This window comes from Microbispora sp. ATCC PTA-5024 (assembly GCF_000511135.2).
Classification (GTDB): domain Bacteria; phylum Actinomycetota; class Actinomycetes; order Streptosporangiales; family Streptosporangiaceae; genus Microbispora; species Microbispora corallina.
On record NZ_KI866522.1, the window covers coordinates 2292620 to 2317915 of the forward strand.

Below are 25296 nucleotides of genomic sequence, written 5' to 3' on the forward strand. Positions count from 1 at the left end.
TCGGTCAACTCGTGGCCTCGCTCATCGGGACTCCCCTGGGGATCGGCAGCGTCGCGCGGACGCGGAAGCCGCCCTGCGGCAGCGGGCCCGCCTCCAGCGAGCCGCCGAACAGCTCGGCCCGCTCGCGCATCCCGATGAGCCCGTTGCCGGTGGACAGCGCCGGTCCGGCGCCCTGGCCGTTATCGGCGACCTCCACCTCCAGCGAGTCGTGGAGGTAGGCCACCCGGATCCGCACCTCCGACTCCCCCGCGTACTTCACCGCGTTGGTGAGGGCCTCCTGCACGATCCGGTACGCCGACAGATCGAGGCCCGGCGGGAGCCGTACGGGGTCGCCCTCGACCGCGAGCGAGACCCGCAGGCCCGAGGTGCCGACGGTGGAGATCAGGTTGGACACCATGTCGAGGCCGGGCTGCGGCAGCGCCTCCTCCTGCGGCATCCGCAGGGCCCCCAGCATGATCCGCAGCTCCTCGACCGCCTCGCGCCCGGACCGTTCGATGCCGGACAGGACCGCGACCTGCCCGGGGTTCGTCTCGGCCGCCACGTCCAGGGTCCGCCGCAGCGCGCCCGCCTGCATGACCATCATGCTCACGCTGTGGGCGACGACGTCGTGGAGCTCGCGGGCGATGCGGGTGCGCTCGGCCGCCACGGCCTCGGCGGCCCGCCGTTCGCGCTCCATCTCCATGCGGGCCGCCCGCTCGGCCATCCGGTGCACCCGGACGAGGTAGCGCCGCAGGGCGAGCCCCGTCACGTAGGCCGAGCCGAAGATCACGGTCAGGAAGATGACCTCGTCGAACGGGAGGAACCGGTGGTCCACGGCGCCCGAGTCGAAGACGAGGATGCCGGTGACCGCCCACGCGCCGCCGGGCTTCAGCGGCAGGTGCGCGCCCATGGTGTGGAAGACGATGAGCAGCGCGGCCAGCTGCCACACCGGGCACTGCTCGTGGCCCTGCCGGTGCCACGCGTACTGGGCGAGGATCATCAGGATGAAGACGGCGACCGGCGCCCGCCGGCGGTACCAGACGAGGACGCCCGTCACGATCGCCTGGCCCACCCACCACAGCTCCGGGTTCTCGGTCGCGCCGTACGAGGTGGCGACCGTGAACGCCTCGAGTATGCCGAGGGCGATGACGGCCGCTCCGATCAGGAGATCGACCGTCGGCAGCGAGCGGAAATGCCGGAGCAGGGGGTGCATGTGCGGCACATTAACCCGAACGGGACTCGCGCGCATGCCTCAAATCGCCGCGCCAATCGAGCGTCAAGCCGTTTGCAAGTGGCCGCAAGATCATAGGCCTGTATCAAGTGAGTGTCGGTCGTGGCACCGGCCTTGTCGGCCCCCGGTCACGCTGAGACTCTTGGACTGTTCCGATCAGGCATAGGAGACGCGGATGCCCCGCCTGCACTCCCTCATCGCGGGGCTGGGCGCCCTCGGCGCCCTGGCGGCGCCCATGCTCCATCCGCATCCGAGCGGGTCCACCGACCGGGTGACGCCCGGGGCGGTGCGCGTGGAGTCCACCTCGCACGTATCGATCACGCTCCTCGACGACCGGAGCGTCATCCAGCAGGTCGCCCGGGAGTACGACACCGAGCTCGCCGAGGGGAGCGGCTTCACCGTCACCCCTGACGGGGTGGTCGTCACCGCCACCCAGGTCGTCCAGGCCAGCCGCGACCCCAGGGTCTACGCGGCCAACCGGGTCTTCGCCGAGTACTTCAAGGTCAAGATCCCGGCGGACTTCAAGAGGCACACGCTCGACAACGCCGACCTCAACCGGCGGCTGCAGGCGTGCTACCCGCCCCAGCAGTCGGACTCGACCTGCATCTCGCAGGTCACCACGAAGGTCACCGTCTTCCCCTACCTCGACCCGCCTCCCCCGGACGGGCTGCCGGCGCAGATCCTGACCATGGGGACGTCGCCCGCCGCGCCCGCCGTCCTGAAGACGACCAAGGGCGGGGAGAAGCAGACGCTGCCGACCGTGCCGCTGGGGACGGAGATCGCGGCCAACACCGAGTCGCTGGACGTGATGTCCCTGCCCGCCCGGCCGTCGGCGACGGCGCCGCCCAAGCTCGACACGGCCCACCTCGACCCTCCGGGCAGCCGCACCTTCAAGAGCACCGAGCGTGAGAAGCTCGACGGCGTCCTCAAGAACGCGGGACCGGGCTCGGCGCTCATCGACGACGGCAAGAGCGAGGTCGTGGGCCTGCTCGCCGGCGGCGACGACGTGGCGACCACGATCACCGGGGCCGACGAGATCCGCACCGCCCTGGTCGCCGCCGGGATCACCCCGCGCCGCGGGCCGGTCGACGTCGTCTTCGAGAACGCCCTCGCGTCGTACCACAACAAGCTGTACTCCAGCGCGGTGCCGGTGCTGCAGCAGGTGCTCAACCTGCGGCCCGACCACGCGGTGGCGCTCGACCACCTGCGGGTCTCCCGCGCCAAGGCGGGAACCGCCGAGGACGCGGGCAGCCGGCCGCGGCCGAGCCCCGTCGCCGCCAAGAAGGCCTCCTCGCCCCCGGCGCTGGTCTTCGTCATCGGCGGCGTCGTCGTGGTGGCGCTCCTCGTCGCCGTGGCGGTCCCGCTGCTGCTGCGCAGGCGCCGGACCGGCCAGGACGCCTCCGCCGGGCCCGACTCCGTGCCCCCGGTCTCCTGGCCGCCGAACGGGGTCACCCAGGTGTTCGAGACCGCCGGCGGGACGGCCCGGCCCGCGGAGACGTCGCACCCCGGTTCGTGGCCCGCGGCGGCCCGGCCTGAGACGTCCACGCCGCCGGAGGCGGGCCGGTCGTTCGTCTCGCCGTCCGACCCGCCGCACGACCCCTCCCCGCCCCGCGGCCGCCCGCAGCCGGTCGACCTGTCGCCGCCCGGCGGCCGGCCCCACCCGGCCGACCTGTCCCCGCCGCGGGGGCAGGGGCAGATGAAGTTCTGCACGCAGTGCGGCATGAGGCTCGGCCAGGGACACCGCTTCTGCGGGTTCTGCGGCAACCCGGCGGACTCATGACATCCGCGCCAGCGCACCACCGTCAGCGACCGCCCCGGGGGGAGGCGTCATGACCGAGGGACCGGCCCTGCCGCCGCTGATCGGGCGGCGGCTCGGCGACTACGAGATCGAGGCCGTCGTCGGACGGGGCGGCATGGCCACCGTCTACCGGGCCCGCGACCAGCGGCTCGGCCGGGCCGTGGCGCTGAAGATCCTCGCGCCGCAGCTGTCGCACGACGACCGCTTCCGCGACCGCTTCGTCCGCGAGTCGCGGCTCGTGGCGAGCATCGACCACCCCAACATCATCCCGATCTACGAGGCCGGCGAGCGCGACGACCTGCTGTTCATCGCCATGCGGTACGTCGAGGGCAGCGACATGCGCAAGCTCGTCCAGTCGGCGGGGCCGCTGCCCGTGGGCCGGGCCAACCCGCTGTTCGCGCAGATCGCCTCGGCCCTGGACGCCGCCCACGCCAACGGGCTCGTGCACCGGGACGTCAAGCCGGCCAACATCCTGGTGACCGAGACGGACCACGTCTACCTGACCGACTTCGGGCTCACCAAGAGCTCCTCGGCGGAGGCGGGGCTGACCAGCCACGGGCACTTCATGGGCACGCCCCGCTACGTCGCCCCCGAGCAGATCCGCGGCCTGCCGGTCGACGGGCGCAGCGACCTGTACGCTTTCGCCTGCGTGGTCTACGAGGCCCTGGCCGGGCAGCCGCCTTTCCAGCGCGACACCGAGCTCGCGCTGCTGTATGCCCACGTGTCCCACGATCCGCCGCCGCTCACGCCGTACCGGCCCGACCTGCCGCACGCGGTGAACGGGGTGCTGCTGCGGGCACTGGCCAAGAACCCGGCCGAGCGGTTCCCGACGTGCCAGGCCTTCGTCGCCGCGCTGCGGGACGCGATCAGCGGCGTCGAGGAGGAGCAGTACGGCCCGGCGTCGGGGCGGGCGGGCCGTTCGCCGGAGGCGGGCTCCTACCCGCCGGTCTCACACCCCTCACACCCCTCGCATCCCTCCCACTCGTCCGCTTCCCGTCCGACGTCCCATCCCTCGTCGCACCCGTCTTCCCACCCGTCGTACCCGCCGGTGTCACAGCCCTCCGGCTCGCAGGGGGGCGGGTCCGGTTCCGCCTGGTCGTATCCACCGGCGTCCCACCCGTCGTACTCCGACCCGGCCTACACGCAGGGGTCATACGGCGGGCCGTACCCGGAGGGCGCCTACCAGCAGGCGGGCGCCCATCCGCACGCCGCGCCCACCGTCGCCGCCACGCCGTCCCGGCCCGCCACGGCCGGCGAGCGCAGGCGCAGGTTCCCCGTCGGGCCGGTGATCGGCGGCCTCGCCGTCCTCGTCTCCATCGCGGTGGCGGCGACGCTGATCCTCACCCGGGGCGGGGACACCGCCGCCACGTGGAACACCTACCCGGGGTCGGTCGCCGCGCCGTTCACGATGGCCTACCCGTCCACGTGGGGGAACGCGAGGACCAACGCCGACCAATGGATGATCGCCTCACCAGCCGTCGACGAGTTCAACGCGCTGTTCGCCGTGCCGGGCAACACCGACTGGTCGAAGGTCGACCCGATCATTAGTGGCCAGCCGGAGCGCGCCGTCGGGGTGTTCGCCCAGGTGAGCAATGCCCTCAGCACTATGGACTCCCCCGCGGAGCTCCAGCAGAGCCTGCAGTCGGCCCTGCCGGGGACGACCGGGTACACCGGCGCCCCGATCCCCACGACGGTCGGCGGCAAGCCCGCCTTCAAGATCAACGGCGTGATGACCGACCCGCAGCAGACGGGGCGGCTCGACTTCACCTCCTACCTGGTGCGTCAGGACAGCGGCGACACGCCGGTACTGATCACGTTCTTCTGCCCGTCGGGGCGGTGCGACCAGCAGCTCATCGAGCACATGGTGAACACCGTGGCGTTCAAGTCCTGACGTACGTCTGCCGCGTATCAGGGCGTGTCGTGGTTACACGGGGCGTTCGCCTGCGTGCTTTGTTCGGGCGTCCGAATTCCGGACCCGAATCTCGGCGCGCGAGACCGACCGGACGGCGGCCCGTGCCTCCGGGCGTCACCGATCGATGAGCGTGAGCGACGTGTCGGAGTCATCGGCGTAACCGGTCCGGTGAGCCGCCGCGCCTGCCGTGCCTGGCCTGCCCGGTCCGGCTGCCGCGGTGCCGGGCTCGCCTTCCCAGGTAGAGGAGTGTCCAGGTGCCGTCATCGTTGCGGCGTGGAAGATAGCGCTCTGGATGCACCGCTTTGTCGCGGTTGTGCCAGCCACATGCGGGCGCGAGGTGATCGAGATCGGTCGTTCCGCCGTCGGCCCAGCCCGTGACGTGGTCGACCTCCGCCATGTCGGCAGGGATGGGGCAGCCCTCGACATAGCAGGTGGCGTAGCGGGTCACGATCGCCTGCCGCTGCGCGGGGGTCGCCAGCCGTACCGCACGGCCCATGTCGAGGATCTGACCCTTGGCGTTCACGACCATCCGGACGAGCTTCGAGGTGCGGGCGAGCCGGTGGACGTCGCTGACGGGCAGCAGGTGCCCCGTGGCCACCAGCAGCCCGGGTGCGAGACGGTCGGGAGCGTGGCCGCAGGTCCGGCAGGCGTCGGGACGTTCGCCGGCCCCGGGACGCTTCTGGCCACCCGTCCGCCTCGCCTGGCCGCCGGGGACTCCGTCACGAGCATCGTCGGGTTCGTGCTCGGTCTGCTCCTGACCGGGCTCGCGCGCTGCGGCCTGATCCTGCTCGGAACCACTGTGGGCGTCGTCGGGAAGCGATTCGGCGCGGACGAGCACGAGCAACTCAGTGGAGACCTTCTTGGTCAGCAGGGCGGAGAACGCGTCGGCCTGGCGCACCCGCAGTGGCCGGTCGTCGTGCTTGTCCCTCGGCCGCGCGTACGCGGTCAGGAACTCGCGCAGACGGGCGCCGGCCTCACGCGGCAGGCGGAACTCACCCTCCACCCCACCGGTGGACGACGGGCGCACGAGAAGGAACCGCGCGGCGTGGTCGTCCTCGGCCTCTCCGTCCAGGCTGCCGGGATCGAGCAGCTCGCGCAGGTAACGCCCGACCTTGCACACCTCGGCGGGGGACGCGGTCTGGGCGAGCTCAAGGAGGATCGGCTCGGCGAGAGCCGCCTGGGCCTCGGTCAACCGGGCGGTGACCTGCGTGATCGCGTCGACGGCCCCTTCGGCCAGGGCACCGGACGCGAACCGGTCTCGCACGATCGGCAGCCGGGACAGCTCGGTGGAGATCCGGATCAGGCGGGTCGCGCCCGCACCGGTCATGCCGGTCGCCGTGCGCAACCACGTCCCGGTCGACGCGTGCCCGTTCGCCTTGGCCTCGCCCGTCGCGTGGACTCGGTTCACCCGGGCTGTGATCGCCGAGATCACCAGATCACGGACAGCGGTCAGTTCTTCCGCTTCCTCCAGGCATGTCACGGCACTGTCGGGCGGATCCGCGGCCGCCAGCCGGGAGGCGGTCTCCCGCAACCGCGACACCCATTCACCGGTGGCAGTCACTCCGGCCTCCGGCGCGGGGCCGGCGGCGGTGTCCGGAGCGGAGCCCGAGGACGCGGCGGCATCCGCAGGGCCGTCCGCCTCCTCCGTGCCCACGCCGGACGCAGGCCGGGCGCCCCCCTCGGCGCTTCCTCCTTGAGGGAAGGCGAATGTCTCCTGCCGCCGGCCACGGTCCCGTCGCCTGCGTCCGCCAGGCCCGGATCCCCTACGGCCGGAACGCCGGAGCGCCTGAGGATCGAGGATCGTGCCCGCGAGCGGTGAGGGCACGTCGAAGGCGCGAGCGTCGTCGAAAGCGCCGAACGACTCCTCGGCGGGGAACGCGGACACCGGCGACACCTCCTCACCCACCTCGAACCCGCCTCGAACAACTGTTCCCACCCTAGATTCTCCCTCCGACATTTCCCGGCCCGAACCCGCACCTCAGCAGGCGACAGCCGTAAAGATCTACCTGACGACCCCGACACCCGGGCTCGCACGAGCAGCCCCTGTGACGACAGGCGCCGTAAAAGCAATTGCTCCGCCGCGGACCTGACGAATAGAACTGCTGGAACTGCGACAGATCGGCAGCCGAGAACGGGTGCCGCCGGGACACGAGAGGAGGGACGAGCCATGTACCCCATGAACGACGTGCCGGCTCCCTCCCGGGGAGAGCACCAGTAGCCGTCCCCGGGACGAGCCGGAGCACCTGCACAAGGGAAGTGCCGTGACTCAGAACGACCTGACCATGCGTCCCATCACGGGACCCGAGGAAATCGACCTCTTCTGCCGGCTGCCGTACGTGCTGAACGACGAGCTGGCCGACGACCTCGCCTCCGGCCGACGGCGGCCGGAGTGGATGTGGATGGCGCTCAGCGGCGACCGCGTCGTAGCCCGGCTGGCCTGGTGGGGCCCGCGCGAGGGCGCCGCGCCGCAGATCCTCGACATCCTCGACCTCGACGACCAGCCCGACCGACCACAGCATCCGGACGAACCGAGTAACCCTGATCAACGGCACCAAAACGAACAGCCCCACCAACCCGACCGGCCTGGCGCATCAGAGCGGGTCAACGTCGGGGTCCGGCTGCTCCGGACGGCGATGGCCGCGGTCCTGCCGCCGGGAGCCGCTCCCCCCGAGTACAGCCGCTTCATCTCGCCCGGCTGGCGGGAGGACGAGGCGGCCAGGCGGGAGGTGAGCGACCGCATGACCGTCCTCGAACACGCCGGCGCCCGGCTGCTCGTCGAACGGCGGCGGCTGGAATGGCGGGTGGGGACGCCGATTCCCCCGCCCAGCGGCCGGCTGACGTTCCGGCCGGTGCGCGACCGCGCGGAACTCGTCGAACTGATGACCCTCGTGCTGGAGGACACGCTCGACGCCCACAGCCGCGCGGAGCTGGCCCGGCTGCCTGCGGCCGCGGTGGCGGCCGGCCACTACGACGGTGAGCTGGGGCGGTACCCCCGGCGCGACTGGTGGCGGATCGGGATCACGGCCGGCGGCGAGCCCGTGGGCTTCGTCGTCCCGGCACGGAACGACTACAACCCGATCATCGCCTACATCGGCGTCCTCCCGGCCCACCGCGGGCGGGGCCACGTCGACGACCTCCTCGCCGAGGGGACGAGGATCCTCGCGGACCAGGGCGCGGCGCGGATCAGAGCGGCCACGGACGTCGGCAACGTCCCGATGGCCCGCGCCTTCGAACGCGCCGGCTACGTCACCTTCCAGCGGCAGATCGACATGACCTGGAGCTGACGGCGCTCCGCGGGAGGGCCCGACCTCTCAAGCCCTCCCGCAGCGGACTCCCGGCTAACCGGAGGCCCGGCGCCGCCAGTCCAGGGCGCCGTCGAGGACCGCGCGGTGGACGGCCCGCGCGATCCTGGCGCCCCACTCCGACCGCGGCCCGCCGAACAGTTCCTCCGGCCCCTCGTCCCGTACGGCGACGCAGACGGCGTCCGAGGCCGTGCCGGTCCCGGGGACGCCCGCCTCAACCAGTGCCTGGGTCTTCGCCTCGGTCACGGTCATGACGGCGTTGACCAGGGCCGCGTCGCAGAACGCCACGGGGACGGCGACGACGACGTTGATCGTCCCCGGCCGGACGGCACCGCTGCCCGGAACCGGCAGCCCCGGCCCACCGCCGGAAGCGAAGAGATCACCGGGGTCCGGGACGCCTTCGGGTGACGCGGCCCACGTGGGCACCCCCAGGCCGACGGTCGCCACGGCCTCCGCTCCCCCGTCCGCCGCGGCGACGTACCGCGCGACGGGGGCGGCGGTCAGCATGCCCACGCCCAGCCCCTCGGGCGGTCCGATGGACGTCAGGTGGTCGACCGGGTCCATGCGCCCGTACCCCGCCGGGACCTGCGCGTTCACCACCCACGCCCGCGGTCCGATCCCGCCGCCCAGCATCGCCGAGGAGATCATCCGCCACCCAGGGCCGAAGCGCCACAGGAGCGTGCCGAGGCGGATCCCGTCCTCGTACCGGTGGCTCAGCGATGCACGTGCAGCCGGCGTCGTCACGCCTCCGCACCCCCGAGCCGTACGAGATGGACGAGCGGACGCCCGTCCGGAGCCGGCCCGACCCGGACCCGGGCCCCGAAATGCCGCGCGAGCAAGGGCTCGGTCAGCACCTGGTCCGGCGTCCCGGCGGCGACGGCGCGGCCGCCGGCGAGCAGCACCAGCGTGTCGGCGTACTGCCCGGCGAGGGTGAGGTCGTGCAGCGTGGTCACCACCGTGAGCCCGTCGGCGACCCGGAGCCGGTCGACCAGGTCCATCACCTGCTGCTGGTGGCCCAGGTCGAGGGCCGTGGTGGGCTCGTCGAGCAGCAGCACCGGCGCCTGCTGCGCCAGGGCGCGGGCGAGCACCACGCGCTGGCGCTCGCCGCCGGACAGGTGGCCGAGCGGCCGCGACGCGAAGGCCTCCAGGTCGAGCCGCTCCAGCACCGACCCGGTCACCTCGCGGTCGCGCGCGCTCTCCCTCCCCAGGTAGGCGATGTACGGCGTACGGCCCAGCAGGGCGTACTCGTAGACGGTCATGTCGGGCGGCAACGCCGGGCTCTGCGGGGCGTACGCGACGAGCCGGGCGCGGTCGCGGGGGCGCAGGCCGCGCACGGGCGCGCCGTTCACGAACACCTCGCCCTCGGCGGGGATCAGCCCGGCGACGGCTCTGAGCAGGGTGGACTTGCCCGCGCCGTTCGGCCCGATGACGGCCAGCCACGCGCCTCGGCCGGCCGAGAGCGAGACGTCCGCGAGCACGGGCCGCTCTCCGAGCGTCACCCCCACGCTCCGCGCGCGAACGCCGCCGCTCTCCGCACCCGGGCCGCTCACGCGTCCACCCGCCTCGACATGCGCAGGACCGTGACGAAGAACGGCGCGCCGACGAACGCCGTGACCACCCCGATCGGCAGTTCGGCCGGGGCGAGCACGGTGCGGGCGACCGTGTCGGCCAGCACCAGGAAGGCCGCGCCGCCGAGGAAGGACAGCGGCAGCACGATCCGGTACGACCAGCCGGCAAGCCGCCGCACCACGTGCGGGACCACGATCCCGACGAACGCGATCAGCCCGCTGACGGCGACCGCCGACGCCGTGGCGAGCGACGCGGCCAGCAGGACGACGAAGCGCACCCGGGTGGCGTGGACGCCGAGCCCCGTCGCCTCCTCGTCGCCCACCGACAGCACGTCGAGCAGCCGCCCGTGCAGGAGCATCACGACCGTGGAGACGGCCGCGTACGGCGCGACCATGGCGAGCTGCTCCCACCCGCCCCCGACATCGCCGAGGATCCACGAGTAGATCCGCTGCAGCTCGTCCACCTTGAGCTGCTGCACGAACGTCTGGATCGCGGTGAGGAACGAGGTCACCGCCACGCCGGCGAGCACCAGCGTGGACGTGCCTCCGCCGCGCCCCGCCGCGCTGCCCAGCGCGTACGCGAGGAACACCCCGCCGACGGCGCCCGCGAAGGCTGCCACGGGGACGGCCGCCACCCCGGCGTCGCCGCCGAGGAAGACCACGACGAGCGTGACCGTGAGCCCGGCTCCCGCGGCGGCCCCTAGCAGGTACGGATCGGCGAGCGGGTTGCGGAACACGCCCTGGTATCCCGCGCCGGCCATCGCCAGCAGCCCCCCGACCAGGGCCGCGAGCAGCACGCGGGGCACCCGCAGCTGGAAGAGCAGGCCCTGCTCGGTCGAGGTCAGCCCCGAATGCGCGGACACGAGCGGCAGCCGGTCGAGCAGCGCGAGGGCGACGCCGCGCGCCGGGAGCCCGGCGGCCCCGGCGAGCACCCCCACGACCATGGCGGCGACCAGGACCGCCGACGCCACGGCATACGCCCGCCCGCGCCGCGCCCGCCCCGCGCCGCCGCCGATACCACCGGCACCACCGTCGCCGGGATCCGGGCCGCCGGCGGGCTCATCACGGGCCGCCTCGGCGGACGCCGGCCCCTGCCGCGGCCGCTCGACGGCGCCGCCGTCCTCACCGGTGGCGACTGCGGCCGCGGGGTCGCCGGCGGGATCACCGGGGATCACGGTCGCCTCAGCCCGCGGCCTTCTGGACGGCCTGGCTCACGGCCTCGGCCAGGTCGACGATCCTTGGCCCCCACCGGGAGGCCACGTCGTCGTCGAGCGTCACGACGTGCCCCGCCTTGATGGCCGACAGCCCCGACCAGCCGGGACGCTTCGCGAGGGCGGCGGCGTTCTGGCCGCAGCACTTCGTGTCGGCCAGGAAGATCAGGTCCGGATCGGCCTTGACGACGTACTCCGCCGACAGCTTCGGGTAGCCCCCGGCCGCGTCCGGGGCCTGGTCGGCGATGTTCTTCAGCCCGAACAGGCCGTAGATCTGCCCGATGAACGTGCTCGACGTGGCAGCATAGGGCGTCGTGTCCAGTTCGTGGTAGTACGTCAGGCCCTTGCCCTTGGGCGCGGCGGCCACCAGGCGGTCGATGTCCTGCTTCACGCCGTCGGCGACCTGTTCGGCCTTGGCCGCGTTGCCGGTGGCCGCCCCCAGGTCCCTGATCTGGTCGTAGGTGTCGTCGAGCTTGGTCGCCGCGGGCTCCAGGAGCACCGGGACGCCGACCTTGCGGAGCCCGGCCACCACACCCTCAAGGTCGTTGGCGAGCACGACGAGGTCGGGCTTGGCGGCGACGATGGCCTCCAGGTTGGGCTTGAAGCCGGACAGCGAGGTCTTCGGCGCCTCGGGCGGATAGTCCGACTGGTCGTCCACGGCCGCGACCTGGCCGCCCGCCCCGACGGCGTACAGGATCTCGGTGGCGGTCGGGGACAGCGACACGATGTGCTCGGGCCGCCGGTCGAGGGTCACCGCGCCGTTGCCGGCCTGGACGGTGACCGGGAACGCCGCCGAAGCCGAGCCGGCGGTCGACGCGGCGGGAGCCGCGGCAGATCCGGCAGATGCGGCAGGTGCGGCAGGTGCGGCACTGGACGCGGCGGGTGCGGCTGTGTCTCCGGACTGGCCGCATCCGGCCAGCCCGAGCACGCCCAGCACCACGCCCGCGACGGCCGTGCGTACGGGCCTCACGAGTGTTCCTCCTGGGGAGCGGGGAAAATCGGCGGACCCGCGGATTGCGACGGATCACCCTTTTCCTCGAGGGTCACGACGTCGGCGCGCAGTGCAGGCGACCTGGCTCGCCCCCGGGGGTGGAAGGCCCGGGGATCCACAGTTGCGGGACAGCGCCGGGTTCACACCGGACTTCGCTGCACGACGCGCGTCGGACAGAACGGTACCAACCTCCTGGGCGGCGTCCGGCCCGGGCCGGATGGTGGTGCCAGCCCCACCCCCCGGGTGGGGTGTCCCCAAGATCGGGAGTAGTGCCTCCGTCGCTGTGCCGGGCCGGTGCCGCGGGACACGCTTGGAGGGTCGTAATCCCAGCTAAGGCGGCCCCCATGTCCCTCACTGCCCTTCCCCCGGCGCCCGCGCGAACCCCGGCGTCCCCCGCGCCGCGGGACCGTTTCGTCGACCTCCTGCGCGTCTTCGGCATGGTGCTCGTGGTCGCCCAGCACTGGACGATGCCGGTCCTGGCGCTCGCGGGGGGCCGCCTCACGACCGGGAACGCGCTCGCCGGCGTGCCGCTGATCACCTGGATCTCGCAGGTCATGCCGCTCGTGTTCTTCGCGGGGGGCGCGGCGAACGCGATGAGCCTCCGCTCGGCCTCCTCCCCCGGGCTCTGGGCCGCCCGGCGGCTGCGGCGGCTCGCCTGGCCCGTCGTGCCGCTCGCCGCCGTGTGGGTGCCGCTACCGTACGTGCTGGAGGGTCTGGGCCTGCCGTCCCAGCCGGTCGAGGTGGCGGCCCGCACGGTCGGTCAGCTGCTGTGGTTCCTCGCGGTCTACCTGGTCGCCGTCGTGTCGACGCCGTGGCTGGTGCGCGCCCGGGCCTCGCGCGTGCTGCCGCTCCTGGCGGCCGGGGCGGTGCTGACCGATGTGGTCCGGTTCTCCGGGGTCGAGGCGGCCGGCTACCTCAACGTGGTGTTCGTCTGGCTCGCCGTCCACCAGGTCGGGTTCCGGTACGCCGAGGGACGCCTGGCCTGGTTGTCGGGGGCGCGGGCGGCCGGGCTCGCCGTCGCCGGGTTCGGGATGGTGGCCGCGCTCGTCGTCGCCGGGCCGTACCCGGCCAGCATGATCGGGATGCCGGGCATGGTCTCGAACATGGCGCCGCCGAGCGCCTGCCTGCTGCCGCTGTTCGCCGGCCAGCTCGGGCTCGCGATGCTGCTCCGCCCGGCCCTGGTCTCCCTCGCCCGGCGGCCCCGCGTGGAGGCCGCGCTCGCGGTCCTCGCGCCCCGGATGATGACGCTCTACCTGTGGCACATGACTGCGCTGGTCACGGTCGCGGGCGTGGCGATGTTCGGGTTCGGGCTGGTCACGCCGGCGGTCGGGTCGTTCTCCTGGTGGAGCCGGGTGCCCCTGTGGCTGGCCGCCCTGGTGATCGTCCTGCTGGCGCTGACAGGGCTGTTCGCCCGCTTCGAGGAGCCGCCGGGGCCGGCCTCCGCCGGCCGGGTGGTGGCGGCCGCGGTCCTGATCGGCGGCGCGCTCACCACGCTCACCGCGACCGGTTTCGCCCCCGGTGTCGCGCCCGTCGCCGCCGCGCTGGCGCTGGCGGCGGGCCTCCGCCTCACGAGCGGCTCGGGGGCCGCGGGTCACCGGAGCCCGCGCTCGGCCTCCTCCAGGATCTCCTGAATCCGCAGGCCGTGGGCGGCGTCCAGGGGGTGGCCGCCGCCACGGCGCACGGTCTCGGCGAACTGCCGCGCGACCTCGGCGAACGCGTCGTCGCCGAGGTCGGAGCCGAGGAGGGTCGCGTTGCCCTCCGCGCCGTACACCTCGACGCGGGCGGGGGGCGTCTCGCCCCCGGCCCGCATGGTCAGCGACGCCTCGCTGACCGCCCCGCTCTCGTGCTCCAGCAGCAGGCCGGCCCAGCCGAGCGGGTCGCCGTGGGCGCGCACGCCGACCACCCGTCCGAGGGCGGCGTCGAGCAGGTCGATCATGTGCGGGCCGAGGTCGAGCACGGCGCCGCGCTCCAGCCGCCAGGGCGTGGCGAACGGCCCGCCGTTCAGGCCGCCGGAGATGTACGCGGCGTGCCCCCCGAACGGCCGCAGCGCCCGCGCGGCCTCCAGGAACGCGGTGGTCGCGGGCGAGTAGCGGAACGTGAAGACCATCTGGGAGGCGACCCCGGCCTCGGCGATCGCCGCGGCCAGCCGCCGGGCGCCGTCGAGGTCGGCCGCGAGGGGCTTCTCCAGCAGCAGGGCCTTGCCCGCCTTCGCGGCCCGCCCGGCGACGTCGGCCTGGACGGCGGGCGGCACCGAGAAGGCGACCGCCTCCGAGGCGTCGAACAGGTCCTCCAGCCGCTCGAACGCGGGCGCGCCGTGGGCCGCGGCCAGCGCCCGGGACGCCTCCGGCCTGCGGGCCCACACGCCGGCGAGCCGCGTGTGCGGCCCCTTCGCGAGGGCGGGCGCGTGGACCATCCCGGCCCACGGACCCGCTCCGACCAGTCCCACCGACACCGGCTCCATGGCGCCCCTCTCCCGTGTGGGCGACCCTACTGGAGCGCCGGGGTCGCGATCGACCAGGGAGTCCGATGTGCCCCGGTAAGGGTTGGCCCGGGCCGTACCGGCAATATGGACCCGTCATGAACGTGATACTGCTGCGGCACGGCGAGACCGAATGGAGCAGGGCGGGACGGCACACCGGGCGCACCGATGTGCCGCTGACCGCCCGCGGCGAGGAGCAGGCCCGGGCGCTGGCCCGGGTCGTGGGGGACCGGGCGTTCGCGCTCGTCCTGGTGAGCCCCGCGCAACGGGCCCGCCGCACGGCGGAGCTCGCCGGCGTCGGCCGCTACGAGGTGGACCCCGACCTGTGGGAGTGGGACTACGGCGGCTACGAGGGCGTCACGACGCCCGAGATCCGCGAGTCGCGCCCCGGCTGGTACCTGTGGCGCGACGGCGTCGTGCCCGGCGACGACGCCCACCCGGGGGAGAGCGTCGACCGCGTCGGCGAGCGGGCCGACAAGGTCGTCGCCAGGATCGGGGCCGCCGCACCGGCCCAGGACGGGAACAGGGACGGGGACGGGGACGTGCTGATCGTGGCGCACGGCCACTTCCTGCGGGTTCTGGCGGCCCGCTGGCTCGGGTTGCCGGCGGCCGACGGGCGGTTCTTCCGGCTCGACACCGGGACGTTCTCGACGCTCGGCCACGAGCACGGCGAGCCGGTCCTGCTGACCTGGAACGCGCCCGTGTGAGACGGCCCCAGGTGAGATGGCCCAGGTGAGATGGCCCAGGTGAGATGGCCCGGGTGAGAAGACCAGCGTGAGACGCCCAGTGTGAGACGGCCCAGAGTGGGACGGCTCCCGCGTGAGAAGCCCCGCGAGGAGGTCCCCGCCGGCGTCACCCGGCGTCTTGTCCGCGTGCGGGCGACCGGCGGGGTTCAGGGCTCAGGTGCCCGCGACGGTTTGGGGCTGGGGACCGCGACCGGTCAGCCATTCGAGTACTTTGCGGTGGCCGCGCCGGGCGTCTTCGAAGTGCCCCCACCGCCAGTACCTCGGCTGCTCACGGACCCCGGTGACCCACGTCCGGTACGCGACCGACCGTGGCCGCCCGTCCTCGGGCTCGGCCGCCGACGCGACGCCGTACGTGCGGATCACCACGCGGCCTCCGGGTGCGAACAGCACGTCGTCGGCCACCGGGTAAAGAGTCATCTGGTCCAGCACGACCGGCCCCCCTCTTGCTCAACTCGCTTGGGGACCACTGTGCCGGATCGTTGTTACGCCGCCTGCGCGGCGCTGTTACGCCCCTTCACACCGAAGTAAACTCAGTGTTACACGAGGAGGCCGTCGAACTCGCCGTCCTTGACGCCGAGCACGAGCGCCCGGATCTCATCGCGGGTGTAGATGAGAGCCGGCCCCTCGGGATAGCGCGAGTTCCGCACGGCCACGCTGCCGTCGGGGAGTTCGGCCAACTCCACGCAGTTGCCGGTCGAGTTGCTGTGGACGCTCTTCCGCCAGGTGACTCCGGCCAGGTCGGTTGCGGGCATCCCGTTGTATGTCTGCATTCATATCTCTCTGAGAAGATCGCCGAGGATCTCGGCGGTGCCCCCGGGCGTCGTGCTCTCCACGCACAACTGCTCCATGGCCGTGAGGTAGGGATCGATGTCCTCACGCTTGTCGAGGTAGAGGGCACCCCAGAGCTGCTCGACGTAGACCACGTCCGAAAGGTCGGACTCCGGGAAGCGGAGGATCGTGAACGCGCCCCCCTCGGCGGCGTGCATCCCGAAACGGAAGGGCATCACCTGCAGGGTGATGTTGGGCAGCGTGGAGACCTCCAGCAGGTGCTGGAGCTGCTCCCGCATGGTCGCTCTCCCTCCGATGGGCCGCTTGAGCGCGGCCTCGTCGATGACGGCCCACAGCCGCGGACCGTCCTTGCGCGTCAACCTGTCCTGCCGCTGCATGCGGAGATGCACACGCTTGTCGAGCTCGGTATCCGGCGCCTCCGGATAGCCCAGCTGGATCACCGCCCGGGCGTACCGGGCCGTCTGCAGCAGGCCGGGCACGAACTGCACCTCGTAGGTGCGGATCACGCTCGCGGCCTCCTCCAGGCCCACGTATGTGACGAACCAGTTCGGCAGGACCTCGCCGTACTTGTGCCACCAGCCCGGGGTGTTGGCCTCACGGACCATCTCCAGCAGGCCACGCCGCTCGGCGTCGTCGTGGACGCCGTACAGCGTGAGCAGGTCTTCGACGTCACGTGTCTTGAACCCGACCCGGCCGAGCTCCATCCGGCTTATCTTCGACTCGGAGGCCCGGATGTGGAACCCGGCGACCTCGCGGGTGAGGCCCCGCTCCTCGCGCAGCCGGCGAAGGCTGGCGCCGAGCATGATTCGCCGTACGGTCGAACCGGAACCGGGCGGATCTATGGACACGTGCTATTCCTCCGCTTTGTGGACTGGTTCACAGTCTGTCAAAGATCGCCCCCTTCGTCCCAGTGTTGTTCCGGGGTAACCGTAGCGCGTGCATCACGCGCTTGCACGTGCATTCGCTCTTGCACATGCACACGATTGTCCCGCATCATGATCTCGTGCAGTCCACGAACCTGACTCGTGGCCAGATCCAGTGGTCGACCCTCGACTGGTGGCCGCCGCTCGGCTGGTGGCCGGAGCCCGCACGCGAACTCCTCCAGCCCGGGTCGACCGCCGCCAGCGCCACATTCGTCCTGCTCCCCCGCGCCGAGTCGGTCCACTCGGCCCGCAGCTTCGCGGCGGGGACGCTGGCCGGCTGGCAGATGGGCGACCTTCTCGACGGCATGGAGCTCGTCGTCTCGGAACTGGCCACCAACGCCCTGCGGCACGGCCTGGTGCTGGCGGGCTCCCAGCCACGAGAGGTCATCCGCCTGTCACTCATCCGCCGAGGGACGTTCGTGACCTGCGCCATCACCGACCCCGGCTCGGCCGCGCCGGTGCTTCGCGACCCCTCGCCGTTCGAACCGGGCGGCCTCGGGCTGCACATCGTCGAGTCGCTCAGCGTGTGCTGGGGCTGGAACCCGCTGTCCCCCCAGGGCAAGGCGGTATGGGCCGTGCTCGCCGCCTGAGGCGAGCACGGTCGCCACTTCGGACGGCGCGCCGCGCGCCTTACCCGTCCGCTAGATCTGCCTGCCGCCCGCTCCGGCCCGCCGGCCGCAGAGCGCTCCCGTACAGCCCGGAATGTACGGGAGCGCCCTCCGGCCGGCGGCCCGCGTCGCCCTCACCTTCGGCGAACCCCGAGCGCGAAGGCCGAGGATGTGCTGAGATCGGACCGTAACGGCCGAACGGCATGCCCGTTTTCACAGCGATCGGGGAGACAATCGTGATCTCGGGATTCGGGACGGCTCGCTATATCCTTGCTCGCGGACCCCGTCATTTGTGTGATCTGCATAGCGGTGGCCTCGCGAGACTCCCGAGAGATCTACGATGGACGATCACCTAATCGGCTGGCTGACAACTCTCGATGAAGACCGGCTCGCCCGCGTCCTGGCCAACCGCCCGGACGCCATCGCCGCGCCGTGGCCCCGCCGGCTGGACGCCCTCGCGGAGCGGCTGATCGACGACTTCGCCGTCATGCAGGTGATGCGTGCCCTCCCCCTCCCCCCGCTCGAACTGCTCCAGGCGTGCCTGGTGATCGGCGGCCGCCCCACCGAGGACGAGATCGCCCGCTTCCTCGGGGTCAGCACCTCCGAGGTCCTCCCCTGGCTCGACCACCTGTACGACCACGCGCTCGCCTGGCCGGGCCGCGACGGGAGGATCACCCTGGCGCCGGGCGTCGCCCGGTGGTGGACGGCGCCGTGCGGTCTCGGCGAGCCGCTCGGGGCGTACCTCGACTCGTGGAAGCTGAGCACCGAGGCGCTGCGCCGCATCTGCCGCACGCTCGGCCTCCCCCCGCACGGAGGGCGGCGCCAGGTCGTCACCCGGATCTCCGCGCTGCTCGCCGACAGCGAGCGGCTCGGCGCGCTGCTCGACGGCGCCCCCGACGGCACGCTGGAGACGCTCGACGACTTCGCCTGGGACGGCCCCGTCCGCAGCGTGGACGGCAACCGCTTCGTGCTGCCCGGCACGCCGGAGAAGTGGGCGCTCGACCGCGGTCTGCTGTTCCGCACCCAGTGGGACCTGGCGGAGATGCCCCGCGAGGTCGCGCTGGCCTTGCGCGGCCCCGACTACCACGGGCCGTTCACGCCGTACCCGCCGGAGATGGCCACCACCTCCCTCGACCCCGAGGCCGTCGAGCATGAGATGTGCCTGGCCGCGCCGCACGTGCTCGACCGCGCGACCGCCCTGCTGGAGAACGTCGACAAGACCGTGCTGCCGTTGCTGAAGAACGGCGGGGTCGGCGTACGGGAGGTCAAGCGGGTGGCCAGGGAGACCGGCTCGTCCGAGGACGAGACCCGCCTGCTGCTGGAGGTCGCCGCGGTGGCCCGGCTGATCGCGCTCGACGAGGCGGCGGGCGGGCTCACGCCGACGGACCGGTTCGACGCCTGGCGGCTGGAGGAGCCCGCCACCCGGCTGCGCGTGCTGCTGGCCGCCTGGTGGCGGATGGAGCGCTCGTCGCTGCGCCGGCCGGAGGGACGCCAGCCGGCCCTGCTGAGCGACGACCCCGCGGGCGAGACCGTCGCGCGGATCCGGTGGGCCGTGTTCGCCGCGCTGGCCGAGATCCCCGAGGACCAGGGCTTCGCGACCCTGCAGGAGCTCGTGCAGCGGGTGCACTGGCGGGCCCCGCTGCTGGACAAGGAACTGCTGGCCGGGTGCGCGCCGTCGTTGCTGGAAGAGGCCCGGCTGCTCGGGCTCGTCGCCTGCGACACGCTCACCGGCCTCGGCCGGGCGCTGGCCCCGCTCGCCGCCGCGGCCGGCGACGAGAGCCACAACTCGGTGCCCGAGGTCGAGCACGACCCCGCGCTGGCCAAGTGCTCCACGCACGCGCTCGCGAGCGCGCAGCGCACCGCCCTGTTCGGGGCCGACCTCACCGCCGTGGTGACCGGCCCGCCGTCGGTGGAGCTGGCGGCGCTGCTCGACCGCGCCGCCGACCGGGAGTCGCAGGGCTCGGCCTCCGTGTGGCGGTTCGGCCCGGCGAGCGTACGACGCGCGCTGGACGCCGGGGAGACGGCCGAGTCACTGATCGACGACCTGGCGGAAGTCGGGACGCTCCCCCAGCCCCTGACATACCTCATCCGCGACGTCGCCCGCCGCCACGGCGAGGTGACGGTGTCGTCGGTCGGCTGCATCATCCAGGGCTCCGACCCCGCGCTGCTGGCCGAGATCGCGGCCCACCGGAGGCTGGCGCGGCTCGGGCTGCGGCTGCTCGCCCCGACCGTGCTGGCGAGCGCCGCCGCGCCCGCCCCGACGCTGGACGCCCTGCGTGAGGCGGGGTACGCGCCCGTGCCGGTCGACGACACCGGCGAGATCACGGTCCGCCGCGAGCCGCCCGGCGGCCGGCTGATCCTCCTCCCGGGCGGCCGGGTCGCCGAGCTCGACCCGCCCGGCGCTCTGCTCGAGCCTCCCCCGGACCCGCGCGAGCACGCCCGGCGGCTGCTGGTCAACGCCGGGTCCGCCGGCCCCGGCGGGCAGACGTGGGCCGTCATCGGGCGGATGGCGACCCGGCTCCCCGCGGCGCAGCAGTCCCTGCTCGGCTTCGTCGTCGACCGCGACGTTCGGGCGCTGATCACGCTGTCCGACGGCGTGACCGCGACGGTCAGTCACGGGGAGCTGCGCAGCGGCGTCCTCGACGCGTGGTGCGAGGAGGCCGGCGACTACCTCGAGTTCCCGCTCAACGAGATCGCGTCCGTCACGAACACCCACTGACGGGACCGGCCGTCACGGCGGCGGCGAGGCCGGTGAGCCCGGCCTTGATCTGCGCGGGGTCGCGCTCCCGCAGCACGGCCGTGACGTGCTCGGCCGCCAGCGGGGCGAGCAGGGCGTGGGCCAGGTAGCCGGCGTCGGCCTCCGGCCGGGCCTCGGCCAGCAGGATCGACAGGTGCAGGTGCCAGAAGCGGTAGGCCCCGATGCGGTAGCGGGCGCCCGCGCTCGCGGTCTCGGAGACGCGCAGCAGGTCGAGGTGGCCGAAGAGGTAGTCGGCGTAGGCGGCGACGAACGCCCGGACGCGCTCGGCCGCCCCCGCCCCCGGCCCGAGCGGCGGGGGCCCCGACAGGATGCGCTCCTGAAGGTCCCGCTCCTGCTCGTCGAGCAGGGCCGCCACGAGTCCCGACTTGTCGCCGAAGCGGCGGAACAGCGTCCCCTTGCCCACCTCGGCCCGGGCCGCCACGGCGTCCATCGAGACGGCCTCGACACCGTGCTCGCGGAACAGCGCCGCGGCCGCCTCCAGCACCTTGCGCCGGTTGCGGGCTGCGTCGGCCCGCTCGCGCGCGGGCGGGCCGCCCATGAGGGCCAGCAGTTCCCGAGGCCCCTCCGACGTGCTCATACAACCGGACTGTAGTCCAATTAGCTGTCCGGAGGCAACCTGAGGCACCCGTCAGCCCACGCCGCAGCGGCGGACCGCGAGCAGGGCGAGGGCCCGGGTGACGTCGCGCAGCTCGCGCAGGTCCACCTGCTCCCGGGGCGCGTGGGCGAACCGGACGTCGCCCGGCCCGTAGTGCAGCGCCGGCACGCCGCCCGCGTTGTACAGCCGCAGGTCGCTCCCGTACGGCGCGGCCGTCGTGCCGGGGCCGGCGCCGGTCACGTCGGCGACCGCCCGGGCCGTCTCCCCGAGCAGTGGGTGGCCTTCCGGCAGCCGGCCGCTCGCGAACTGCCCTCCCGGCCAGGTCACCGCGACCGGATTGTCCCGCAGCCAGGGGTCGTCCAGCCCCGCGAGCGCGTCCTCCAGCGCGGCCCGGGCGTCGGCCGGGTCCTCGTCGAGCCGCACACCGAGCCGCCCCTCCGCGACGAGCAGGTCGGGGACGCTGCTGGCCCAGTCGCCGGCCCGCACGGTGCCGATCTCGATGGGGTACGGCAGGGGGTTGCCGTCGAACAGCGGCCCGGCGTCGCGGTTGCGCTCCCGCTCCAGCCGCCGTACGGCCTGGAAGACCGGCCAGAAGGCCTCCACGGCGTTCACGCCCTCGTACCGGGTGGCGCCGTGGGCGGCCCGGCCGGCGACCTCCAGCCGGAACGTGAGCGCCCCGGCGTTCGCCGTGATGATGCTTCCGCTGGTCGGCTCGGTGATGACCGCCGCCTCGCCCGTGTGGCCCCTGGCCAGGGTGGCGAACGCGCCCAGCCCGCCGTCCTCCTCGCTCACCACGCAGTGGACGGCGAGCGGCCGGGTGAGCCGGACGCCGGCGGCCCGGAGCGCGCGCACGACGGCCAGGTTGGCGGCCAGGCCGGCCTTCATGTCGCAGGCGCCCCGGCCGTGCAGCGCGGTCGCGGTGAGGCGGGCGCCGAACGGGTCCTGCCCCTCCCACTTGGCCGCGTCGCCGATCGGCACCACGTCCACGTGCCCCTGCAGGATCAGCGCGGGCGGGCCCTCCCCCTCGCTGGTCGCGACCAGGCCGTACCCCTCGGACCGTTCGGCCTCCGTGCCCGGGAAGCCCTCGCGCGACCGGAGGTCGTCCAGGTCGAACTTCCACAGGTCGACGTCGAGGTCCCACTCCGCCAGCTGCCGGGCGCACCGGTCCTGCAGGTCCGACTCGGCGTCGGTGCCGGTGACGCTCGGCACCCGGACGAGGTCCGCCAGGAGGCGCACGGTCCCCGCCTCGTCGATCGCGTCCAGCACCCTCGCTTCGACATCCATGCGCAGACTGTACGGCCTCGGGGCAGGAGGGCACATCTCGCCTATTTCCCCGCGAAATTCCCGTACGGACACTACGATCAAGGACTTCGGGCGAGGGAGGAACCAGGCGTGGCGACCGGCTCTGCGGCGGCGGCGGACACGGCGGGCGGGCGGCCCGTCCGCGGGCGGGGACGGGCCCGGGTCTGGGGCGCGGTGGCCTGGGCCGTCGTCGCGCCGTTCGCGGTGTGGGCCGTGCTCCGGCTGCTGCCGGCCGACGTGCAGTTCCACTGGGTGCAGATCGTGGCGTTCACTCCCTATGTGGCCCTCGCGTCCCTGGTCGCGCCGCTGGTCGCGCTCGCCGCCCGAAGGCGGACGCCCTTCGCCGCCGCCGTGTGCGTGACCACCGTTCTGGCGACCTGCGTGGTGCCCCGGGCGTTGGGATCGGGGCAGCCCGCCGCGGACGGCCCCGCGCTGCGGGTCATGTCGGCCAACCTACTGATGGGGTCGGTGCCCGCCGCCGACCTGGTCGGGCTGGTCCGGCGGGAGCACCCGGACGTGCTCACGCTCCAGGAGTTCACGCCCGCCGCCGAGGAGGCGTACCGGAGGGCGGGCCTCGGAACGCTCCTGCCGTACGCCGTGTCGTCGCCGCGGCAGGGCGTCGGCGGCTCGGCCGTCTTCGCCCGGTTCCCTCTCGACGCGGGCGAGGCCCTCGAGTACGGCGGGTTCCGGCAGGCGACGGCCACCGTGCGGGTGCCGGGAGCCGGGCCGGTCGGGATTGTGTCCGTGCACCCCTGCGCCCCCCGGTACGTGGAGCGGCTGAGGTGCTGGCGGGACGGCCTGGCGGCGCTGCCCCGGCCCGGCCGCGGCGTGCGGATCCTGTCGGGCGACTTCAACGCCACCCTCGACCACGCCCGGGTCCGCGACCTGCTCGCCGCGGGGTACCGGGACGCGGCCGACGCCACCGGCGACGGGCTGTCCACCACCTGGCCGTACCGGCCGTGGCGGCTGCTCGGCGTCCAGGTCCCGCCGGTGACGATCGACCACGTGCTGGTGGACCCGCGGGTGGCCGTCCGGTCGTTCGCGGTCAACCGGCTGCCGCGCACCGACCACCGCTCGATCGTCGCCGACCTCGTCCTGCCCCGCGGCTGAGCGGCGTGCCCGGACGGGGATCACGCGTCAGGCGAGCAGCAGCCGGGTGAACCGGGTCTCGAAACCCTCACCCGTGGGCGCGGCGCACATGCCGCCGGCGAGGGCGGGCACGCCGGGCGGGAAGTAGGCCAGCCGGAGCATGTGGACCGGCTCCTCGTCCCCCAGGCCGTAGCGGACGGTCACGGCGTCGCCGGCGCGTTCGAGGTCGAACGTCACGGAGACCGCGTCCACCGGGCCGTCGACGGGCGCCCGGGTGACCGACCAGTCGGAGAAGCCGCGGGTCACGACCGTGCTGAGCTGCAGGGCGCCGTCGACGAACTCGCACCCGGCCTTGATCCAGTTCTGCTCGTCGACGCGCAGCACCGCACCCGCCTGGTCGTACTGGTCGGCGTAGGCGGCCTCGAACGTCACCGACACGCGCGCGTCGCCGTCCACCGTGCGGCCGAACATGTGGGCCGTGTCGAAGGAGTAGCCGTAGTGCGTCTGCTGCCACAGGTCGGTCCTGGCGCCCGCCACGACCCGCAGTCCCTCGCCCTGTGCCGACCAGTCGTCCGGCTCGTTGATCCAGATCCAGTCCTCGAATGCCATGCCGGCGATCATTTCATGAGAGCGCTCTCCCCGGGTGGCGGACATGGAGAGGCAAAGGACGATCTCGTGGGGTAAAGGACGATCTACCACCCTTTTGGGCCATTTTGTCCTCTTTACTGTCTCTTTCCCTATACTCGTGCCCTACCTCACCCTTTCCATCCGAAACTCCCCCAAATCGCAAAGCCGTCGTCACCCCTTCCCCAGGGGTCGGTGTCCGTCCTCGCGCCGTCCGCCCCGCCGCCTCCCCGCGGGTCCGTCGTCCGGCGCGTCCTCGGCGCGCACCCGGAGCCCGCCGTCCAGCCGGGCGTCCTTCCGGCGGCGCCCGCTCTCCCCCGCGGGCGCGATCCTCACGAAAGGAGCCCCATGCACACTCGAGCCCAGCAGGTGTTCGTCGCGGTCACGGCCGGCGCCCTCGTCGTCACGGGCGCCACGACGGCCGACGCCGCGGTGGTCGGCCAGGCTCCCTCCCTGATCTCCGCGGCGCGGATCCCCGTCCAGGTGCTCCCCGCCCCGGGCACATCCGTCCTCGCGACCCCCTCCCCCGCCGCTCCGGCTCCCGCGTCCCCCGCTCCCGTCGCCCCCGGGTCCGACGCCTCGCCCGCCCCCTCACCCTCCGCGTCCCCCGATCCGTCCCTGCCGTCCGGCGTGGCGACGGCCACCTCGTTCTGGGACGGCGAGACCGCCTCGGGCAAGCCCATGCGGTACGCGACCGTCGCCAGCCCCTACTGGCCGCTCGGGACCAGGGTGAAGATCAGCTACCACGGCCGGAGCGCCGTGGGCGTCGTCGAGGACTTCGGCCCCGCCGAGTGGGCCGTCGCCCAGCACGACATCCCCGCCATCGTCGACCTGTCGGAGCTGATGATGGCCGACCTCAGCGGAGTTCGGTCGAACACCGTGCACGTCCACTTCCAGGTGCTGAAGTGGGGCAAGGGCGGCGTCTACCGCCATTCCGGCACGGGCTACGCCCTCGCCATGGGCAAGGGCTGACCCCCGGACGGGCTCCCCGCGCCTCACCCGCCGTTACCCCGCCGTCGGCCGGGATGACGACGGCCCGTCCGCCCCGCGTAAACTGCCAGCGTGGCCGACCCGAAGTTCGAGATCCAGATGCTCCACGACCGCGTCATGGTCAAGGTCGAGCGGGATGCCGAGGAACGGCGCAGCAGCGCGGGCATCGTCATCCCCGCGACGGTCAAGTTGGCCAACCGGCTCGTCTGGGGCGAGGTGTGCGGGGCCGGCTCCAGCGTCCGGTCGGTCAAGGCCGGCGACAAGGTGCTGTTCAACCCCGAGGAGCAGTTCGAGGTCGAGGTCCAGGGCCACCTCTACCTCGTGATGCGAGAGCGCGACCTGCACGCCGTGGCGACCCAGCAGACCGACCACGGCACCGGTCTCTACCTCTGACGCCGGCG

At 73.4% G+C, this 25296-nt stretch carries 23 protein-coding genes; 10 read left to right on the forward strand and 13 right to left on the reverse strand.

All coding sequences use genetic code 11. The features are described 5' to 3' along the window. Window positions 1-4: 4 nt before the first annotated feature. Window positions 5-1192, reverse strand: coding sequence for a sensor histidine kinase (locus MPTA5024_RS10175; RefSeq protein WP_051457891.1), 1188 nt, complete (start codon window positions 1190-1192; stop codon window positions 5-7). 193 nt (window positions 1193-1385) lie between these two features. On the opposite strand from MPTA5024_RS10175, the gene MPTA5024_RS10180 reads away from it, so the two are divergent. Together MPTA5024_RS10180 and MPTA5024_RS42010 are read left to right on the forward strand one after the other, a co-directional pair. After that, window positions 1386-2990 carry a zinc ribbon domain-containing protein gene (locus MPTA5024_RS10180; RefSeq protein WP_036321960.1) on the forward strand — a complete coding sequence of 535 codons (1605 nt, stop codon included), beginning with the start codon at window positions 1386-1388 and terminating at the stop codon, window positions 2988-2990. Window positions 2991-3039: 49 nt separating this feature from the next. Further along, entirely contained in the window at window positions 3040-4899 is a 1860-nt protein-coding gene (locus tag MPTA5024_RS42010) for a serine/threonine-protein kinase (RefSeq protein WP_063794647.1), read from the forward strand. A 169-nt stretch (window positions 4900-5068) separates the two neighbouring features. Here the strand turns inward: MPTA5024_RS42010 and MPTA5024_RS10190 are convergent, their stop codons facing one another. Further along, on the reverse strand, window positions 5069-6328 hold the full coding sequence (locus tag MPTA5024_RS10190; protein WP_232326354.1) for an HNH endonuclease signature motif containing protein: 1260 nt from the start codon (window positions 6326-6328) through the stop codon (window positions 5069-5071). A gap of 853 nt (window positions 6329-7181) precedes the next feature. On the opposite strand from MPTA5024_RS10190, the gene MPTA5024_RS10195 reads away from it, so the two are divergent. Continuing rightward, window positions 7182-8204 carry a GNAT family N-acetyltransferase gene (locus MPTA5024_RS10195; protein WP_232326362.1) on the forward strand — a complete coding sequence of 341 codons (1023 nt, stop codon included), beginning with the start codon at window positions 7182-7184 and terminating at the stop codon, window positions 8202-8204. 54 nt (window positions 8205-8258) lie between these two features. Here MPTA5024_RS10195 and MPTA5024_RS10200 read toward each other — a convergent pair whose 3' ends face one another. The 4 genes from MPTA5024_RS10200 to MPTA5024_RS10215 all read right to left on the reverse strand — a co-directional run bounded on the left by MPTA5024_RS10200 (window position 8259) and on the right by MPTA5024_RS10215 (window position 11971). After that, window positions 8259-8966, reverse strand: coding sequence for an adenosylcobinamide amidohydrolase (locus MPTA5024_RS10200; RefSeq protein WP_051457892.1), 708 nt, complete (start codon window positions 8964-8966; stop codon window positions 8259-8261). Next, the gene (locus MPTA5024_RS10205; protein ID WP_232326364.1) at window positions 8963-9721 is read right to left on the reverse strand and encodes an ABC transporter ATP-binding protein; all 759 of its coding nucleotides are present in this window, start codon (window positions 9719-9721) and stop codon (window positions 8963-8965) included. Before MPTA5024_RS10205 ends, MPTA5024_RS10200 begins: the two co-directional genes overlap by 4 nt. Window positions 9722-9768: 47 nt before the next feature. Next, window positions 9769-10734 (reverse strand): FecCD family ABC transporter permease, encoded by a 966-nt coding sequence (locus MPTA5024_RS10210; RefSeq protein ID WP_084369653.1) that lies wholly within the window; start codon window positions 10732-10734, stop codon window positions 9769-9771. Window positions 10735-10972: 238 nt separating this feature from the next. Continuing rightward, complete coding sequence (locus MPTA5024_RS10215) at window positions 10973-11971, reverse strand: ABC transporter substrate-binding protein (protein WP_036321964.1); 999 nt, start codon at window positions 11969-11971, stop codon at window positions 10973-10975. Window positions 11972-12336: 365 nt separating this feature from the next. On the opposite strand from MPTA5024_RS10215, the gene MPTA5024_RS10220 reads away from it, so the two are divergent. Then, a complete protein-coding gene (locus tag MPTA5024_RS10220; protein WP_051457893.1) occupies window positions 12337-13623 on the forward strand; it encodes an acyltransferase family protein in 1287 nt (428 codons plus the stop codon). On the opposite strand, the gene MPTA5024_RS10225 is transcribed toward MPTA5024_RS10220, so the two are convergent. Next, window positions 13584-14438 carry a Gfo/Idh/MocA family protein gene (locus tag MPTA5024_RS10225; protein WP_232326366.1) on the reverse strand — a complete coding sequence of 285 codons (855 nt, stop codon included), beginning with the start codon at window positions 14436-14438 and terminating at the stop codon, window positions 13584-13586. The two genes, MPTA5024_RS10220 and MPTA5024_RS10225, sit on opposite strands and share 40 nt — an antisense overlap. 131 nt (window positions 14439-14569) lie before the next feature. Here MPTA5024_RS10225 and MPTA5024_RS10230 point away from each other — a divergent pair, with 131 nt between their 5' ends. Further along, window positions 14570-15178 (forward strand): histidine phosphatase family protein, encoded by a 609-nt coding sequence (locus MPTA5024_RS10230; RefSeq protein WP_036321975.1) that lies wholly within the window; start codon window positions 14570-14572, stop codon window positions 15176-15178. Between the two features lie 192 nt (window positions 15179-15370). Here MPTA5024_RS10230 and MPTA5024_RS10235 read toward each other — a convergent pair whose 3' ends face one another. From MPTA5024_RS10235 to MPTA5024_RS10245, 3 genes are all read right to left on the reverse strand, one after another. Beyond that, a complete protein-coding gene (locus tag MPTA5024_RS10235) occupies window positions 15371-15634 on the reverse strand; it encodes a hypothetical protein (protein WP_232326368.1) in 264 nt (87 codons plus the stop codon). 119 nt (window positions 15635-15753) lie between these two features. Continuing rightward, on the reverse strand, window positions 15754-15987 hold the full coding sequence (locus MPTA5024_RS10240; RefSeq protein WP_036321981.1) for a DUF397 domain-containing protein: 234 nt from the start codon (window positions 15985-15987) through the stop codon (window positions 15754-15756). Then, window positions 15988-16809: a helix-turn-helix domain-containing protein gene (locus MPTA5024_RS10245; protein ID WP_051457895.1), complete on the reverse strand. Its 822-nt coding sequence runs from the start codon at window positions 16807-16809 to the stop codon at window positions 15988-15990. It abuts the gene before it with no gap. 200 nt (window positions 16810-17009) lie between these two features. Between MPTA5024_RS10245 and MPTA5024_RS10250 the strand changes: the two genes are divergently transcribed. Continuing rightward, window positions 17010-17519 (forward strand): ATP-binding protein, encoded by a 510-nt coding sequence (locus tag MPTA5024_RS10250; protein WP_036321984.1) that lies wholly within the window; start codon window positions 17010-17012, stop codon window positions 17517-17519. A 358-nt stretch (window positions 17520-17877) separates the two neighbouring features. Beyond that, entirely contained in the window at window positions 17878-20256 is a 2379-nt protein-coding gene (locus MPTA5024_RS10255) for a helicase-associated domain-containing protein (protein ID WP_036321987.1), read from the forward strand. Here the strand turns inward: MPTA5024_RS10255 and MPTA5024_RS10260 are convergent. After that, window positions 20240-20872 carry a TetR/AcrR family transcriptional regulator gene (locus MPTA5024_RS10260; RefSeq protein WP_198167033.1) on the reverse strand — a complete coding sequence of 211 codons (633 nt, stop codon included), beginning with the start codon at window positions 20870-20872 and terminating at the stop codon, window positions 20240-20242. The two genes, MPTA5024_RS10255 and MPTA5024_RS10260, sit on opposite strands and share 17 nt — an antisense overlap. A gap of 51 nt (window positions 20873-20923) precedes the next feature. Further along, a complete protein-coding gene (locus tag MPTA5024_RS10265) occupies window positions 20924-22174 on the reverse strand; it encodes an ArgE/DapE family deacylase (protein WP_036321990.1) in 1251 nt (416 codons plus the stop codon). 108 nt (window positions 22175-22282) lie between these two features. Here MPTA5024_RS10265 and MPTA5024_RS10270 point away from each other — a divergent pair, with 108 nt between their 5' ends. Next, the gene (locus MPTA5024_RS10270; RefSeq protein WP_198167034.1) at window positions 22283-23302 is read left to right on the forward strand and encodes an endonuclease/exonuclease/phosphatase family protein; all 1020 of its coding nucleotides are present in this window, start codon (window positions 22283-22285) and stop codon (window positions 23300-23302) included. 27 nt (window positions 23303-23329) lie between these two features. Here MPTA5024_RS10270 and MPTA5024_RS10275 read toward each other — a convergent pair whose 3' ends face one another. Next, complete coding sequence (locus MPTA5024_RS10275) at window positions 23330-23890, reverse strand: DUF1349 domain-containing protein (RefSeq protein ID WP_232326370.1); 561 nt, start codon at window positions 23888-23890, stop codon at window positions 23330-23332. A 363-nt stretch (window positions 23891-24253) separates the two neighbouring features. Here MPTA5024_RS10275 and MPTA5024_RS40750 point away from each other — a divergent pair, with 363 nt between their 5' ends. Then, on the forward strand, window positions 24254-24877 hold the full coding sequence (locus MPTA5024_RS40750; RefSeq protein ID WP_157099350.1) for a hypothetical protein: 624 nt from the start codon (window positions 24254-24256) through the stop codon (window positions 24875-24877). 90 nt (window positions 24878-24967) lie between these two features. Next, window positions 24968-25288 carry a GroES family chaperonin gene (locus MPTA5024_RS10285; protein ID WP_036321997.1) on the forward strand — a complete coding sequence of 107 codons (321 nt, stop codon included), beginning with the start codon at window positions 24968-24970 and terminating at the stop codon, window positions 25286-25288. Window positions 25289-25296: the final 8 nt, after the last annotated feature.

Excerpts from the sequence above, each read along its gene's own strand:
- MPTA5024_RS10175 (WP_051457891.1), bottom strand. The coding sequence starts at position 1,192 with ATGCACCCCCTGCTCCGGCATTTCCGCTCGCTGCCGACGGTCGATCTC.
- MPTA5024_RS10180 (WP_036321960.1), top strand. The coding sequence starts at position 1,386 with ATGCCCCGCCTGCACTCCCTCATCGCGGGGCTGGGCGCCCTCGGCGCC.
- MPTA5024_RS42010 (WP_063794647.1), top strand. The coding sequence starts at position 3,040 with ATGACCGAGGGACCGGCCCTGCCGCCGCTGATCGGGCGGCGGCTCGGC.
- MPTA5024_RS10210 (WP_084369653.1), bottom strand. The coding sequence starts at position 10,734 with ATGGTCGTGGGGGTGCTCGCCGGGGCCGCCGGGCTCCCGGCGCGCGGC.
- MPTA5024_RS10220 (WP_051457893.1), top strand. The coding sequence starts at position 12,337 with ATGTCCCTCACTGCCCTTCCCCCGGCGCCCGCGCGAACCCCGGCGTCC.
- MPTA5024_RS10230 (WP_036321975.1), top strand. The coding sequence starts at position 14,570 with ATGAACGTGATACTGCTGCGGCACGGCGAGACCGAATGGAGCAGGGCG.
- MPTA5024_RS10235 (WP_232326368.1), bottom strand. The coding sequence starts at position 15,634 with ATGACTCTTTACCCGGTGGCCGACGACGTGCTGTTCGCACCCGGAGGC.
- MPTA5024_RS10240 (WP_036321981.1), bottom strand. The coding sequence starts at position 15,987 with ATGCAGACATACAACGGGATGCCCGCAACCGACCTGGCCGGAGTCACC.
- MPTA5024_RS10245 (WP_051457895.1), bottom strand. The coding sequence starts at position 16,809 with ATGCTCGGCGCCAGCCTTCGCCGGCTGCGCGAGGAGCGGGGCCTCACC.
- MPTA5024_RS10255 (WP_036321987.1), top strand. The coding sequence starts at position 17,878 with ATGGACGATCACCTAATCGGCTGGCTGACAACTCTCGATGAAGACCGG.
- MPTA5024_RS10260 (WP_198167033.1), bottom strand. The coding sequence starts at position 20,872 with ATGAGCACGTCGGAGGGGCCTCGGGAACTGCTGGCCCTCATGGGCGGC.
- MPTA5024_RS10265 (WP_036321990.1), bottom strand. The coding sequence starts at position 22,174 with ATGGATGTCGAAGCGAGGGTGCTGGACGCGATCGACGAGGCGGGGACC.
- MPTA5024_RS10275 (WP_232326370.1), bottom strand. The coding sequence starts at position 23,890 with ATGGCATTCGAGGACTGGATCTGGATCAACGAGCCGGACGACTGGTCG.
- MPTA5024_RS40750 (WP_157099350.1), top strand. The coding sequence starts at position 24,254 with ATGCACACTCGAGCCCAGCAGGTGTTCGTCGCGGTCACGGCCGGCGCC.